The sequence below is a fragment of the Pseudomonas sp. PvP027 genome (genome assembly GCF_017833005.1).
In the GTDB taxonomy this organism is placed as follows: Bacteria; Pseudomonadota; Gammaproteobacteria; order Pseudomonadales; family Pseudomonadaceae; genus Aquipseudomonas; species Aquipseudomonas congelans.
The window spans coordinates 3,483,577-3,498,294 of the sequence record NZ_JAFIBK010000001.1 but is presented as its reverse complement, the minus strand read 5'-3'; the positions used below and the strand labels follow the sequence as shown (position 1 = coordinate 3,498,294).

General features: G+C 51.8%; 12 protein-coding genes and 3 pseudogenes. 5 read left to right on the top strand and 10 right to left on the bottom strand.

Translation table 11 applies throughout. From position 1 onward, the window contains the following. Nucleotides 1-62: 62 nt before the first annotated feature. The 10 genes and pseudogenes from JOE33_RS14890 to JOE33_RS14845 form a co-directional block, all read right to left on the bottom strand. Entirely contained in the window at nucleotides 63-617 is a 555-nt protein-coding gene (locus JOE33_RS14890) for an HD domain-containing protein (protein WP_187625558.1), read from the bottom strand. Between the two features lie 78 nt (nucleotides 618-695). Then, on the bottom strand, nucleotides 696-1,793 hold the full coding sequence (tri1, locus tag JOE33_RS14885) for an ADP-ribosylarginine hydrolase Tri1 (RefSeq protein WP_187625559.1): 1,098 nt from the start codon (nucleotides 1,791-1,793) through the stop codon (nucleotides 696-698). Between the two features lie 48 nt (nucleotides 1,794-1,841). Further along, nucleotides 1,842-2,141, bottom strand: coding sequence for a hypothetical protein (locus JOE33_RS14880; RefSeq protein ID WP_187625560.1), 300 nt, complete (start codon nucleotides 2,139-2,141; stop codon nucleotides 1,842-1,844). A 55-nt stretch (nucleotides 2,142-2,196) separates the two neighbouring features. Continuing rightward, nucleotides 2,197-2,509: pseudogene (locus JOE33_RS14875) on the bottom strand (immunity protein Tsi6 family protein). Between the two features lie 474 nt (nucleotides 2,510-2,983). Further along, a pseudogene (locus JOE33_RS14870) lies at nucleotides 2,984-3,293 on the bottom strand (hypothetical protein). A gap of 159 nt (nucleotides 3,294-3,452) precedes the next feature. Continuing rightward, a pseudogene (locus tag JOE33_RS14865) lies at nucleotides 3,453-3,757 on the bottom strand (hypothetical protein). Nucleotides 3,758-3,880: 123 nt separating this feature from the next. Further along, nucleotides 3,881-4,213, bottom strand: coding sequence for an immunity protein Tsi6 family protein (locus tag JOE33_RS14860; RefSeq protein WP_338125247.1), 333 nt, complete (start codon nucleotides 4,211-4,213; stop codon nucleotides 3,881-3,883). A gap of 74 nt (nucleotides 4,214-4,287) precedes the next feature. Further along, entirely contained in the window at nucleotides 4,288-4,479 is a 192-nt protein-coding gene (locus tag JOE33_RS14855) for a hypothetical protein (RefSeq protein WP_209924097.1), read from the bottom strand. A gap of 223 nt (nucleotides 4,480-4,702) precedes the next feature. Continuing rightward, nucleotides 4,703-5,014: a hypothetical protein gene (locus JOE33_RS14850; RefSeq protein ID WP_096131605.1), complete on the bottom strand. Its 312-nt coding sequence runs from the start codon at nucleotides 5,012-5,014 to the stop codon at nucleotides 4,703-4,705. Between the two features lie 2 nt (nucleotides 5,015-5,016). Further along, the gene (locus JOE33_RS14845; protein ID WP_096131606.1) at nucleotides 5,017-6,477 is read right to left on the bottom strand and encodes a DUF6861 domain-containing protein; all 1,461 of its coding nucleotides are present in this window, start codon (nucleotides 6,475-6,477) and stop codon (nucleotides 5,017-5,019) included. A gap of 660 nt (nucleotides 6,478-7,137) precedes the next feature. On the opposite strand from JOE33_RS14845, the gene tssI reads away from it, so the two are divergent. Genes tssI through JOE33_RS14820 form a run of 5 tightly spaced genes read left to right on the top strand, consistent with a single transcriptional unit; the run spans nucleotide 7,138 to nucleotide 14,646 of the window. Continuing rightward, complete coding sequence (tssI, locus tag JOE33_RS14840) at nucleotides 7,138-8,997, top strand: type VI secretion system tip protein TssI/VgrG (RefSeq protein ID WP_122255867.1); 1,860 nt, start codon at nucleotides 7,138-7,140, stop codon at nucleotides 8,995-8,997. Between the two features lies 1 nt (nucleotide 8,998). Continuing rightward, nucleotides 8,999-9,580 carry a hypothetical protein gene (locus JOE33_RS14835; RefSeq protein ID WP_187625561.1) on the top strand — a complete coding sequence of 194 codons (582 nt, stop codon included), beginning with the start codon at nucleotides 8,999-9,001 and terminating at the stop codon, nucleotides 9,578-9,580. A gap of 29 nt (nucleotides 9,581-9,609) precedes the next feature. Then, nucleotides 9,610-10,074: a DUF1795 domain-containing protein gene (locus tag JOE33_RS14830; protein WP_003424283.1), complete on the top strand. Its 465-nt coding sequence runs from the start codon at nucleotides 9,610-9,612 to the stop codon at nucleotides 10,072-10,074. A 4-nt stretch (nucleotides 10,075-10,078) separates the two neighbouring features. Continuing rightward, nucleotides 10,079-14,284 (top strand): RHS repeat-associated core domain-containing protein, encoded by a 4,206-nt coding sequence (locus tag JOE33_RS14825; protein ID WP_209924096.1) that lies wholly within the window; start codon nucleotides 10,079-10,081, stop codon nucleotides 14,282-14,284. An 11-nt stretch (nucleotides 14,285-14,295) separates the two neighbouring features. Further along, the gene (locus JOE33_RS14820; protein WP_003384023.1) at nucleotides 14,296-14,646 is read left to right on the top strand and encodes a hypothetical protein; all 351 of its coding nucleotides are present in this window, start codon (nucleotides 14,296-14,298) and stop codon (nucleotides 14,644-14,646) included. Nucleotides 14,647-14,718: the final 72 nt, after the last annotated feature.

Sequence of the window (14,718 nt, the reverse complement as noted above, 5' to 3'; positions counted from 1 at the left end):
TACGTGTCTCTCGATGATTGCTACATAGCCCTATTTATCAAAATGGAAAGCCCGCTCATTACTCAGCCTTCAAAGCCATCAACATAAAGCGCCTGATAACGCGCCATCGTATCGATGAGCCGCTGCCGCAGATACCCATTCGTATGCCCCAAGGCTGCCAGGATCTGCGCCGACTCCACCAGATACGACGCTCGCTTCGCCTTCTTCCAGGTGGCCGGCGCTGACTGGAGATTGGTGATGCGATCACACAACTTGACCGACGCAGCTTCTGTGGAATGCCTGGCAATCCCAGCGAAATAAAGCGCTTCGGAAAACGGCACGATCAGGTTCTTGCTCAGGCACGCCACGGCTGAGGCGACCTCCACACCGAACGCTTCAGCCAACTCATCCTGAGTCACCGGCGTATCCTCCAGCACGTCGTGCAGCAACGCTGTGGGCAAGGCGATTTCAAGCGCGCCCACGGATTCTTCGCGATGGGCAAAGATCAACTCGTTGGCGACCATCGCTACGTGGGTGGTGTAAGGAAGGTCCGAGCCTGTCATTTTTTGGCCGACGTGGGCATGGGATGCGAATAGCCAGGATTTGTTGTAGAGCTGTTGCGGGCACGGGTTGGACATTTGGGTCAGATTCCTTGAGACGCGATAGAAGTCAGGGGCTGTGAGCTGATATTCGGAGAGAGTACGCGCGTTTCCCTATCAGTCGCCCAAAGGGTCATGCAGCGGCGCACGCTCGAACAACTGTTGGGCCAGCCCCTGAATATGCTCGGACCATGCGACGTTCTTGACCCATTCCTCCGGCATGCCTGACACCCCATAAAGCGCGCCTGCGATTTGTCCGGCGGTAGCGGCTACGCTGTCGGCATCATCCGCCAGGTTGGCGGCCAGCAAAATAGCATCTTTGAAGTTGTCGGTATTCCATACGGCCCACAGGGCTGCTTCGAGTGTGTCGATGACATAGCCTGAAGAGCGGATCTGGTCGCGGGTTTTTTCTTTGTATTCGCCTGCGTTGATGATCAAAGCTCGCGGTCGTAATGGCCGAATCATCGGAGAAAGGGTCTCTTCTTTGTCTGCTCCATTTAGGGCCAGATGCAACTGGGCACCGAGCAGTCTGCAACAACTGATGGCCTCTAGTGCTCGATGCGTGCATTGACTTTGGGCGGCACTATCACGCCAAGTAGCTGAGAGCGAATGTCGACAAAATATCGCAGTTGGGGCCAAGCGAATTATTGAGCCGTTACCAGCGGTGGATGGAGCAGCATTTCCATACCAAAGGCCGCCATTTTTCAGTCTTTCTTCGACCGCAGTTCGAGTAGCATTGCCGATATCAAAACATCTGCCGTTGTGACTGTTTTCGCCGCTTAGATACCAGCGGCCTAGTCTGGCCGCGTAATCGATAAGGTCGAAATTGCCCTTCGCAAGATAAGTGTCTGCCAGGCAGAGCGCCATGCTGGTGTCATCGGTCCACTCACCGGGACTGAGCTTGAAAGGGCCGCCACCGACCATGTCAAAAACGTGGCTACGATCACGAGGCAAAAACTCCAGTGTTGTGCCCACCGCGTCGCCAATGGCCATACCGAGCAAGCACCCCTTCGCACGGTCCAGCGCCTGTTCTTCGCTGAGGGTACACGTCCGTGATGCTATCCAATCGGGCTTGCCCCTCGGCAGCCTGGGTGCATCAGGCTTCAGCATGTAATCCATGCGCTGAAGTAGCTGCGCGGAAGGTGCGGGCAGCAGATGATCGTAGCGCTCAACATAGTGGTCGAGCATGTCGTTGGGGCTTCTCAAGTCGATCATGGGTCCTTCCAGGATAATCTTTCAAGGTGCAGAGCAGTATGGAAGCTGCTACCTGTTGCCCGAGTCTATACTGCTTGTTAACGGCCAAATAGCCGTTCCCCGCTTTGCTCCTGGCTTCTGGATCAAAAAATCATCCCGCTCTCTCCTGCGGCATGTCGTGGCGAAAGCATCTGCAGCAATGAGATCTGTGTGGAAAAGATCAAAGCTGGCTTTGTCGATCTCGTAATACTCCTCATAATCGATCAAGCCATTGCTCACCGGGAACGATAAATAAAAACGGCCGGAGGTTTCCTCGGTGCCCAAGGAGAGCATGAGGTCGCGATTAAAAAAAGTGTCGTTAAATTTCATATTCCGTCTTGAGATATCACTTCCCGATCCATCTCTGCATGAACCGCGTGCTACCTTAGTCACGGTATAGAATACCGGTGGGCAGTTCAACCTTCAGTCCGTTTGCTGACTGATTCGCGATGTAAGAAACATCCACCAGGGCTCGTGCCAGTTCGTAATCTGCTTCTTCAAACTCCTTGACTGCAAGGGCACCGATGGAAACCTTGTGAAGTTTGGATCTGTCTTTCTCAACACTCTCAAAACGTTTTTATATAGAGAAGTTGATTTAGAACTGCTGCGTATATCGGAAGCAAAGGGCGGCGACTTATACGCACTCCGGCTAGTAGAATAGCATGATCGCTAAATTCCATGGAGGACTCAAACTTCATTAGTGCCTCCTAATACAGATCATGCTTCATCAATACGAAACGCATGAGCTATTTTCGATTTCGTTCTGCGCTAAGTATTTTTAAAAGTGGAGGTTCCCCGCCCGTAATCTCAATTGAAAATACAGCAAATGCATGCTCTAAATCACTGTATTCTTGAAGCCCATTCTCGGTAAAGCGATAACGCCCCGGAACGGCTCCCACCTCTATAGGGTTCAAAATCCTTTTCGACTTTGCCAGCTCCAGCAATGGCCTCAGGTCGCTATAGAGATGTGACACCTGTACATCTTTATTCATATGCTCTTTCAACTTTTCCTCTAAAACTCTTGCTGAAGAGCTCAATTTTTCTATGTTAATTTTTAGCACCTCATGATTTGAACTTTCACAGCCAGAAAGAAATTTATTCGACCCCCTACGTCTGCTAGAAATAAGCTACACTGCTTTGTTCCTCACGCCTATTCCCTATTCGCAGATATTTCAGTCCTTAGCCATTTTGGCCAGCAAAATTTTGTAGGCCTCGGTCTCCCGCCCCTCAATGAGTTCCATATAGAAATCTGTATATGCAGCCTCCAAATCTTCATATGACTGTAAACTTGTCTCAGTGAAAAGCTTGTAACCTGGAATATCTCGCGACTCAACCATTTCAGTGATTTGGCCTCGCTCTGCTCGGGAAAAGCAAATCCTCAAGATCCAATAGCAATATTGAAGCATCAGGATCGCGATGTTTATAAAATTCAAGTTTGTCACGAAGCGTTGTGGCTGCCATTCTCAAAGCTTCAACATCCATAATATTACTCCTATTCGCTATGGCGCATGTTATCCTGGGCATTAGCTAATTCTCACCAGTGCATATAATATATATCTCAGAAAGCAGGTCATGCAGCATCAAGATAGCAAGGCACGTACGCCACACAAAGCAAAATCTAAATGCCCGTGACACTCACCTTCACTCCTCGCCCATTTCCCTTTTCAACTTACGTAACAAGGGAGTCTCTCCACCAGTCAGCTCAATCCTGAACTCTCGAAAGCATGCTCAAGATGAGGATATTGCTGCAAGCCCTCTTCGGTAAATAGGTAACGCCCCGGAATGTCTCGCCACTGCAACTTAACTGTTATCATGCCAGATTCGGCCAGTTTCATCAGTGGTTCGATCTCAGCTCGGAGCTTTTCAACAACGGGGTCTGACTTTCTCAAATCTTCGATCACGTCACGCAGCTTTTGCGTTTTTTGCTTAAGATATTCAGCATTCATAGTAATGACTTTAGCAGCAGATGGATCGACGAAAGGACGAAGGAAAGCAGACATCTGCGACCGGACTCAAGAGCGAAAATTGAAAATTTTTTCGCTCTTGGCAAGCGTAATGAAATTTATTTCTCAAGGACGCCACAACCCTTCGGGAAGCTTAACTTTTAGTCCGTTCGCTGATTGATTAGCTATGTAATAAAAATCCATTAATGCTCGCACCAACTCGTAACCAGCATCTTCAAACTCTTTCGCCGTAAGAGCTCCAATGGAAAGCTTATGAAGTATAAATTTATCCTTCTCAACACCGTCATAAACAGCCCTTATATACAATAACTGGTTTATAACTATGGCATAGACAGAAAATGAAGAATTGCGTTTTTTCCGTTCTCTAGTCATATCGATAGCATCAGAGCCCGCAGAAAGCTTATGCAGTACAGCATCTATTCCAGAGTCGAAATTCAAACACCCCTCAAAATGATAAATCTATTTTAACTCTGTAAGTAATGATATCAGATAGGATTCTTTCATCTTCCTCTTCACTTAATAGATACGGAAAGCCCGATCACTTCAACACCCGGACTCATCCAAGGATCTTGACCAAAATCTGCTTTATATCTGCGCCATCCATGTAAAGTCCACCTTGATTTTCTAATGCCCCCCTTATATACAAAAGCTCCGGCAGGAATCTTTACTGTGTGCACGGCATCGGCGGAAGTCATCTGCGTCATCAGGCGTCTCGGCGGTTGGGATTAGATACTCCGCCAAACTGGACAGTCTTCTTCAGATTTCTTCTAAGAAACTGCCTGATTATTACTTACCCCCTCTTGACTTAGAGAACTTCTTAACCTATAAATGCTCCGGCGGCCTCGAACCTCTTAAACAGTTCATGCCGATCAATTTGGTATATCGCCACCAATGTACAGCACGCATTTAATTTCACTGCCACTTTGTTCAATTACTATTTTGATTTCTCTCTGCACGAAGTATCTTTAGAAGTGGAGGTTCCCCGCCCGTAATCTCAATTGAAAATACAGCATATGCCTCTTCCAATTCTCTGTACTCCTGAAGTCCGTTTTCAGTAAAACGATAACGCCCCGGAATTTTACCCCATTGTATGGGCGATATAATGCGCCTTGATTTTGCTAGCTCCAGCAATGGTCTTAAATCATCATAGAGACGCGAAGCCTCATCATCCTTTAAAGCATATTCCTTTAATTTCCCCTCTAAAACTTTCGCTGAAAATTCGATTTTATCTATATTCATCTCTAGTTTCCTATTGTCCCAATTCTTACGGCTGGAGCCCAGCCCCCACGATCAGGCACCACATATTGTATTGCTCCGGCAGAGCGTTTAACTAGACCTCCTAACTCGCTCGTAGGAGCGACCTCACTAACGTAAACCTTAGTAATATTTAGCGGTTTTATTTCGTATATGCCATATGTAACACCTTCACTCCCCAAGGGAAGCCCAAAATAATCAGCCAACGTCTTATCGGAGGCTGATGCCTTCATTAACTCCTTACGTGTTGTAAAATAAGGCGAGTATTTTGGAGAAGCCCCGCCTTCGGCAACTATTTTTACCAATGGCTCCTCTATGAACTTCACAGAAGGGAGAGTTTTTCCGGAAGCAAGCTGTCCTGCTGCTCTGGCGTATAGAAGCTCTTCAGAAGCATCAGGGGCTGACCGTGCAAGAGCATCATAATAAGCCCTTCCTTCTGCCGTACCGAGATACGCATCTATCTCACTTGTTTGAACACCGTGTGTTTCAAATGTACTAAATTCTTTAATCTGCTGCTCTACCGATACAAACTCTGGATCTTGCTTAGCGTAATACTCACGCATTGTCTCGGATTCAGCCTTAGACAACGGCGCCGGCTCATCTACCCGCAACTCAGGCTCGGCCAATAGCCTGCGCTCATTACGCGCCAACCAATTCGCGAACTGCTTGTTCGAAATCTCCGCCTGAAGCTTGGTACTGCGCGCTGCGATGCTATCCATGCTGCCCATGAGGCCTGCCTTGACCTGTCCACGTGTCCAGTACGTCACGATGGCGGTGAAGAGCAGCAGTACGAGTTGCTCCTGACCTTTGGCCAGTTGCTGAGCCGCACGATCAATGCGCTCCTGCATTACGTATGCTGAACCACCGGTAGGGTCGAGGCCCTCGGGTTTCAGGCCTTCGTCAGCATGCCAGGCGGTAGCAAAGCCTTCCTGCAGGGTTGCAAGGCAAGCGGGTAGGCCTTGGTAGAAATACTCAGCGATAGATGCGAGGCCTAGCGTCAACAGGATCAGATTGCCAACCTGTAGCCCGATACCCGCTCCCGCTGCCGCTACCGGCACGGCGCCCACACCAAAGAAAAACGACCCGGCAACGCCGCCAGCAATGGTGCCGACCGCAACGCTGCCCCCCAGAATCATCGCCACTTCTTTGACCAGTTGCAGCAGTACCGGGAGGATCTGTTCGATCTCGATAGACGCCCACTTGCGCTTGAGATTCGACTCGATAATGGGCTGGGAAAGCCGCATCGCTGCTTTCACCGAGTCAATCCTGTTGCCTCCCATGTACCCGTAGGCTTGAGTGGCTGTGGTACTGACGCGTCGGTTAAAGCCATTCCAGCTATCGTGAGCGCTCTGCAGCCCATCGCTGTAGGCTTGATTCAGCGTATTGAATTTATCATCGAGGTTTCGCTCGATGTCATCCCAGCTAGGAACATTGGCTAATAGGTCCATTTACACGTCACAGTCCTGGGTTGAAGGAAGCTAGCACCGGTGCCTTGCGTGACCACGAATCAGCTTGGGCTGAGCAGTGCGTATGTCGCCTGTCAGACCTGAATATTTGAGCTGAATTTCGAGACGAGCTCATTTTTCTCATCTGCGAAACAGACTGCAATGATGCCGTTAAGCCATCAATCAGTCGAGTCTTCACTTAAACCATTGTGAATACTGAGTATTTACCCATTAACAAGTATCTGGGCTCGGTGGAATCAAAACGCCTATAGATAGCCCGTCTTCATCAAAATCGCAGCCAACACGTGAGCCGCATGGTTGTGGTTGACACGGCGCAGCGCCACGGTGTTTCCTTTCATACTTTAAGATAAGAACTGTAACGGTTTTGTGAGAGATGTAGGGTATTTTTACTGAGCTAGTGGCACTTTCACACTAATTTATGGTCGCACGCTGCAGTATTTACGAGATGTGGAATGCGTCTGTAGCCCTGGTCCTACGAGATTTTCGGAGGTTTAGGGCGCGGTGCACATCCGTGGTTAATGTCAATCGAATGCCCTAAATGATTGATACTTAAGCACCAGACCAAAGCTGTGACTTGTCAGTTCGTAATCGTTAGCCGCTAAACCCGGCGGTGCTGGCCTCCCTGCCCTCAAGGAGATATACATGTTGATGGACCTTGCCGCGATGCTTTCGCCGCAGAACCGGCGCCTTTTCAAATTCAAGAACCTCGCCAATCCTGAGCAGGAACTGCTGCTGGAGTCCTTCCGGGGGACTGAAGGTCTTTCGCGTGCGTACCAATTTGATTTGCTATTGGTATGCCAGGACTCCGGGGTCGAGCTGAAGTCGATGATGGGCCAACATGTCGTCATTGAGATCGAACTGGCCGATGGCTCGCCACGCTACATCGCCGGCTATCTCACGCGCTTTGCCAGCGGTGGCAGCGACGGCGGCATGGCCAAATACACGGCAACGCTCAACCCCTGGTTCTCGATGCTGAAGAACCGCTTCGACACACGTATCTTCCAGGGGAATACGGTTGAGGAAGTCGTTACCCAAGTGTTCGCGATGTGTACCGCGTTCTCCAAGCATGAGTTTCGCCTGAGCAAGCCTCTCAAGCGCTATACCTACATCACCCAATACCGCGAATCCGACTTCAACTTCGTCCAGCGCCTGCTGGAAGAAGAAGGGATGTTCTATTACTTCGAGCATACCGCCGAAGGCCACACCATGATCATCTGCGACGACTCCACCACGCTGGTGCCGTTGCCGGAACAGCCTCAGATACGCTTCCATTCGGCATCTGTTACCGAGACAGCCGACTCCATCACCGATTGGAACGGCGACCGCAGGCTGCAATCAGGAAAAATGGCGGTTCAGACGTTCGACTATCGTCAGCCTAACAACAGGCTGCCAGTGACCATGAACAGCCTGAACCAGCAGGGTGACGTTGAGAACTTCGAGGTGTACGACTTCCCCGGCCAGTACACCCATGGCACTTATGATGAAGGTGAGGCGTTGTTGCGCTTGCGCGTTGAAGCGCTTGAGTTGAGGGGCAAGAGCTTTCGAGGGGCCAGTAACTGTCGCGCCATGAAGCCTGGCTATACCTTCGAACTGCTGCAGCATTACGACCACGATCAGGGCTCGCCTGAAGATCGTCAGTTTCTGCTCGTTCTTATTGATAGCGAAGGCCACAACAATTACCTCAACGGCCAGCAAGCCAGTTACCGGAACACCTTCTCCTGCGTACGCAAGAAGATAGTTTTCCGCCCACAGCTCACCACCAACCGCTCCGTCATTTCCGGTCCGCAGACCGCTATCGTTGTGGGCCCGCCCGGAGAAGAAATTTTCACAGACGAACTGGGGCGCGTGAAAATTCAGTTCCACTGGGACCGCAAAGGCGAGCACAACGACAAAAGCTCCTGCTGGGTCCGCGTCGCTCAATCCGGCGCAAGTGGCGGTTTTGGTAGCATCCAGATACCGCGCGTCGGTGACGAGGTGGTGGTCGTTTTCCTGGATGGCAATCCTGACCGTCCGCTCGTCATGGGCAGTCTGTACAACAGCCAGAACACGCCGCCGTGGTCGCTGCCTGCCAACAAGACCCAAAGCGGTTTCCTGACGCGTTCGGCCAAGGGGGATGGCGGTACAGCCAACTTCTTCCGCTTTGAAGACAAGGCCGGTGCCGAACAGGTGATCATGCATGCCGAGCGCAACATGGACACCGAGATCGAGTTGGATGAGACGCATGACGTGGGTAATAACCGCAGTGTGACTGTCGGCGGTAAGAATACGGAAATTATTCAGAACGACGCTTTGCTCAAGGTAGAGCAAGGCTCATTGACGATTACCGTCGACAAGCAGTCTATCGACATTACGGCCATGACGGAGATCACCCTCACTGTAGGTACCAGCAGCATTACCCTCAAGCCGAGCAGCATCGAAATCAAGGGCGACGAAATAAAGGTTCTCGGCAAAAACACCTTTGTCGAAGGTGACCGTGTCGATATCAATATCGAGAAATCCTGAGATGGTCAGAACCAGCCTTTATGACCGTATTTCGGAAAAGCGTCTAGCCGATGAGGCTTTGGCGCGTGAGAAAGCATTACACGCAGCAAGTGCTCCGCCGATCGTTCCCGAGCCTGCGCCAGTGCCGGTTTTACCGCTTGAATTGACACGCAATGAGATTACGGTTGCCGGGCTGAAACTGGTAATGCCGCAGCGGGTGAACTTTCAGGAAATCAGCATCACCCTTGAAAAGGATGGTCACCCCATCACGCTCACCATCACGCGGCGACCAGTGCGGGATGATCTTACGCTGAACCTCTATACGGGCCTCTATTTGGCAAACCTGCGTGAGAGACACCCTGATATCGATACTGTGCGGCAGCGAGATTGCTTGCTGGCGGGCAATGCGGCTGTGGCTCTCGACTATGTACTCACCTCCAGGCAGGGGCTTACTCACGGCAGAGCTATCAACGCGATCACCACTGCCGAAAATGGAGATAAGCAATGGCTTTGCATCTCCACGATGATTGATCCTGACACCGCTGCGCTGGCAGACTGGCTGATCGATTTCGACGCAGTGCTTGAAGCAATTGTCGCTTACTGATTTTTATTTTCGCACTCAGGACATTCACAATGGACTATCAGCTTCACGAAGGATCAATCGCATTGCCAGATGGGTTCAAGGACCGGACGGTAAACATGTTCACCCTCGGCGATAGCATTCCAGCCCCCCTCAATATCACGATTTCACGTGATGACATGCTGCCCGCAGAAGACATGAGCACCTACATAAGCCGGCAGATAAAGCTCATCGCCAATAAGCTTCGGGGCTATACCCTGCTCGGTAAGAAGTCTGCCTTATTGTCTACTGGGCACACCCTTCCCGGCATGCAAGTAGATGCCTACTACATGCATGAGGGCAGACCGATTTACCAGCGCCAAGCGGCCTTTGAAGTCGTACCGGGTCGTATTCTGGTATTTTCGGCAACCAGTCAGACTGACTTTAGCTCCACGCAGGACGAGGAGTGGTTGCAGTTGCTGGCCAGTTTTCAGCCACACCCGGATAACGCTGAGCCCATAAACACCGAACAGGAATAAAACCATGTTCGAAGCAGCGCGTTTGCACGATGGAATTGAGCACAATAGCGCACTGGTCGGTCTTCTGGCGGGGGCTGTCATCGGCATCGCGATGGCCGTCGCTGGCGCGGCTCTGATTGTCTGCACCGCCGGGCTGGGGGCTATTCTTCTGGGTGTAGTTTTGTCAGTAGGCGCAGGCGCAGCCCCCGCTGTGGGTGAAAGCTGGGGCGCAGCACGAAGTTCTCCCGCAGGAGACATTACGCAAACAGGGTGTTCGCCCAACGTTTTTATCAATGGCCGCAATGCTGCTCTCACCACACAGAGTATCGCCAAGTGCGAAAACCATCCCGCGCCGGTGCAGATTGCAGATGGCTCTGCAAGCGTTTTCATCAATGGCTACCCGGCCGCCCGCAAGGGCGACAAGCTCACCTGTGACTCAAAAATCGCTACAGGTTCCAATAACGTCTTTATTGGCGGCGGGACAAAGCGCTATCTGAAAGTAAACGAAGAGATATCTGAATCGCTTCGTGTCGGTATTGATATCGCGATCATCATTGCCTCGATGGGGCGCGGTGGACTGCCTATGTTAGCCAAGGGACTCAGTGGCGGCCTGAAGGCTGTCGCACCTTGCGCCCTGAAATTCGCGGCCACGGTGGGCGCGTCCTACTTATTTGGACGTTTTGTTGCGGGGCCTGCAATAAGCGGGGTGATAGGCGGCTTAAGCGGCAACCCCGTTGACCTCACCAGCGGGCGCAAATTACTGCTTGAAGAAGGCGAAACAGACTTTGCGCTGCCGGGGCTGATGCCTATCGAGTGGTCGCGCTTTTACGCCAGCGACCTCAACGTCGACAGCGTTCTGGGCAAGGGCTGGGTTCTGCCGTGGGAGCAAAACCTGCGCCGAAATGGCAGCTTCGTTTACCTCATCGACAATCAGGGGCGTAGCGTACCCTTCGTCAACGTCGAGCCCGGCGAAAGCATTTACAACCCTTACGAGCAGATGCATCTGGTCCGCACGCAAGGCGGCCATTACATGCTGCAGACCCAGGACAACATATTCTTCTACTTCGGCGAAGTACCGAATAACAACAAACCCGTTCCACTGCAGCGTATCGAAAACGCGCTCGGCCATTACCTGCATTTCAGCCGTACCGATGAAGGCACTCTCACCGACATCAGCGCACCCGGCAACGTACATGTGCATTTGCAGTACGAGCACCCGCTGGGACGGCTGACGTCGGTAAAGCGGATCGTCAATAAGGAAGCTGTTGAAACCCTGGTTCGTTACCACTACGACGACAACGGCCAGCTCAGTGACGTCTACAACCGTAATGGCGATTCCACTCGCAGCTTTTCCTATACCGACGGCGTGATGACCCGCCACAGCAACGCCTTGGGCCTGAACTGTTACTACCGCTGGGAAACCATTGATGACCAGCCTCGCGTGGTCGAGCACTGGACCAGCGATGGTGAACATTTCGATTACCGTTATGACTTTAAACAGCGTACGTCGTGGGCCGTCGATGTGCTCGGGCGTGAACTGGAAATTCATTACAACGAAGACCGGCGCGTCACCTCCGGCCGTGATTACGGCGGAGAACGCTACACCATCGAGATAGACGAAAGCGGCAATATGACGGGGCTGGTATTGCCCGATGACAACACGTTGGCCTTCAAGTACGACCACCTCTCGCGACTGATCGAAGAAACCGACCCGCTAGGGCGCAAGATCGCCTACAAGCATCATCTGGCGACCACGCTGGTGACCCAGACGACTTTCCCTGATGGCAGCACGTGGAAGGCCCGTTACGATTCCAGAGGCAATCTTCTGGTCGAAACCGACGCACTGGGGAACAAGACCGAATACCTCAACAGTGAAGATGGCCTGCCACACACCATCATTGATGCGACCTACAAATCCAAATACCTGTGGTGGAACAGCCTCGCTCAGGTTGTGCACTTTCAGGACTGTTCAGGCAAAGACACTTACTACCGCTATGACGATCGCGGTCATCTGATCGCCGTCACCGATGCCCTGAACAACACCACCACGCTGGAACGCAAACCCGACGGCGAAGTGCTGCGCATCAACCATCCCGATGGCAGCGTTGAGTCCTTCACCTATAACGCGCTCGGCCAGGTGCTTTCGCACACCGACGGCAAAGGCCAGATAACGCGGTTGTCCCGCAACGCCCGTGGCCTGCCAACCCGACGCGAGGACGCCAAGGGCAAAGCCGTTGCCTACCAGTACGACAAGGCCATTCGCCTAACGGCAATGGTCAACGAAAACAACGCCACCTACAACTTTGCCTACGACAATGCAGACCGCCTGATCGAAGAAAAACGCATCGACAACCTCACTCGCCGTTTCAGCTACAACCTCGGCGGGCACCTGACACAGGTCGAGGAAATCGGCTACGGCGAGAAAGGCGAACAGCCACGGCGCAGCACCCATCTTGAGCGCGACCCGATTGGTCGCCTGCTGGCCAAGCTAAACGACGATGCGCGTCAGGACTACGCCTACGACGACGGCGACCGACTGCTGTCAATCGAGCGCAAGCCGACGGACACCGGCAGAAAACTCGGCGTCACTGCCGAAAAACTGGAATTTGCTTACGACCTGCTGGGCCGCCTCGTCAAAGAAACCACGCCTCAGGGCGCGCTGGCCTACGAGTACGATCCGCTCAGCAACCTGAACACGCTGACACTTCCTACCGGCCAGCACCTGAATCACCTCTATTACGGCAGCGGTCACCTGCATCAGCTCAACCTCGATGGCCAGTTGATCAGCGACATGGAGCGCGACGATCTTCATCGCGAGATCTACCGCACCCAAGGCAAACTCACCAGTTGCTTCGGTTACGACAGCATGGGCCGCAAGGCTTGGCAGTACGCAACCACCCTGCCCGCCGAAAAGCTGTCACAGATCCAGAACCCGCTCATAAAGCCGGAGCGCTACGTCGAACACGCCTACAACCCGATTCACCGCCGCTACGAATACGACCCGGCTGGCGAATTGAGCCGCACCCTCGACAAGCTGCGCGGCGAAACCCAGTACGAGTACGAAGCCAACGGCCAACTGCTGGCGCGCAACACCGGTCGAGTGGTCGATGGCGAGGAGTTCCGCTACGACGCCGCGGCCAACCGCCTCAACTTCAACACCAGCCGCTTCGATCACGTCAAAGACAACCGCCTCAAACAGTGGGCGAACCACGAATACAAATACGACGCCTGGGGCAACCTGATCGAAAAAGTCGTCGGCATCGTGCGCTGGCAGACCTTCACCTACGACTGCGAAAACCGCCTGGTCAAAACCGAGACCATGGCCGACACGCAGGTGGAAAGCACCAGCAGCTACCAGTACGACAGTCTGGGCCGACGCGTCGCCAAACAGTCCGAGATCAAAGGCCACACCGAACACAAACGCTTCCTCTGGCAAGGCCTGCGGATGCTGCGTGAGGAAAATCCGGGACAGAGCAGCCTGTATATCTACGAGCCCGGCAGCTATGCGCCGCTGGCCCGCGTGGATGAGAAAGAGGGCGAGGTAGAGAACAAGGTTTATTACTTCCACACCGACCAGATCGGCACGCCGCTGGAAATGACCGACGCCGAAGGGCAGATCGTCTGGCAGGCGAAGTACCGGGCGTGGGGTGCGGTTGAAAAGCTGGTGGTGAACGAGGTTGAACAGAACCTAAGGTTTCAAGGGCAGTATTTTGATGCCGAGACGGGGCTGCATTACAACACGTTTCGGTATTATGACCCGGAGATTGGGCGGTTTATTACGCAGGATCCGATTGGGTTGTTGGGTGGGGAGAATCTTTACCAATATGCTCCAAACACGCAATCTTGGATTGATGCTCTAGGGCTAGCGTGTGATAAATGGACAGTCAGTTCACATAAAGCAAATAAAAGCGCTGTGAAAGGCAAAAAACTCGGCTTGGATTCTCATCATGTGGGTCAGAAAGACTTGATGAAGGATTTGGTCGAAGGTTATGATCCTGCAACTGGGCCAGCAATGCTGGTGCCGAAAGTCGGACACACTAGTTTAAAAGGTAACCTTGGAGTAGTCTCTCGCAGCAAAATAAACCCTACAACAAGGCTACCATTCACGAGCGCAAGAGATGTTTTGGCGCGTGACATTAAAGAACTCAGACGAGTTTACCCAGAAGTGCCTAATACAAAGCTACAAGAACTTATTCAACTCAATAAATCTATGTATCCAGAAATGCGTTAGCCGGAGTCCTTATGTCTTTAGATGAAAATTTTGTGCGTGCTATATATGATGAGCTGTTCGAGGAGAATTTCAACCGTTATAAGGAGGTTTTAAACCAGCCTATCGATGATGGCAAAGACTCCTTTGCTAGAGCTAGAAACGCTCTAGCATTGCTGGATGAAACTGAAAGATCTCATGTAATAAATTTTTTTAAAGTGGTGATGTTTGATAGTGCATCTGTGATTTTAGGAACTTTGGATGGCGTACATTTTCCCGATGATTTAGATGGAGACTTTTTGCTTCTTTGCGACGGCAAAGAGATTCAGGGTAGTCTTGCTGATATTTTCATTGGAAAAGCACAAGATGCCGGGGTTTACGAATAGTTCGCGAGCAATAAACTGAAAAACACTAAAAGATCCAACTGATTTTTATTTTGAAGAAATCAAAGTAGAGCT

Bases quoted from the DNA above. Each gene is read 5' to 3' on its own strand.
- JOE33_RS14890 (WP_187625558.1), bottom strand. From the start codon at position 617: ATGTCCAACCCGTGCCCGCAACAGCTCTACAACAAATCCTGGCTATTC.
- JOE33_RS14845 (WP_096131606.1), bottom strand. From the start codon at position 6,477: ATGGACCTATTAGCCAATGTTCCTAGCTGGGATGACATCGAGCGAAAC.
- JOE33_RS14850 (WP_096131605.1), bottom strand. From the start codon at position 5,014: ATGAATATAGATAAAATCGAATTTTCAGCGAAAGTTTTAGAGGGGAAA.
- JOE33_RS14825 (WP_209924096.1), top strand. From the start codon at position 10,079: ATGTTCGAAGCAGCGCGTTTGCACGATGGAATTGAGCACAATAGCGCA.
- JOE33_RS14855 (WP_209924097.1), bottom strand. From the start codon at position 4,479: ATGACGCAGATGACTTCCGCCGATGCCGTGCACACAGTAAAGATTCCT.
- JOE33_RS14835 (WP_187625561.1), top strand. From the start codon at position 8,999: ATGGTCAGAACCAGCCTTTATGACCGTATTTCGGAAAAGCGTCTAGCC.
- JOE33_RS14880 (WP_187625560.1), bottom strand. From the start codon at position 2,141: ATGAAATTTAACGACACTTTTTTTAATCGCGACCTCATGCTCTCCTTG.
- JOE33_RS14830 (WP_003424283.1), top strand. From the start codon at position 9,610: ATGGACTATCAGCTTCACGAAGGATCAATCGCATTGCCAGATGGGTTC.
- JOE33_RS14820 (WP_003384023.1), top strand. From the start codon at position 14,296: ATGTCTTTAGATGAAAATTTTGTGCGTGCTATATATGATGAGCTGTTC.
- tssI (WP_122255867.1), top strand. From the start codon at position 7,138: ATGTTGATGGACCTTGCCGCGATGCTTTCGCCGCAGAACCGGCGCCTT.
- tri1 (WP_187625559.1), bottom strand. From the start codon at position 1,793: ATGATCGACTTGAGAAGCCCCAACGACATGCTCGACCACTATGTTGAG.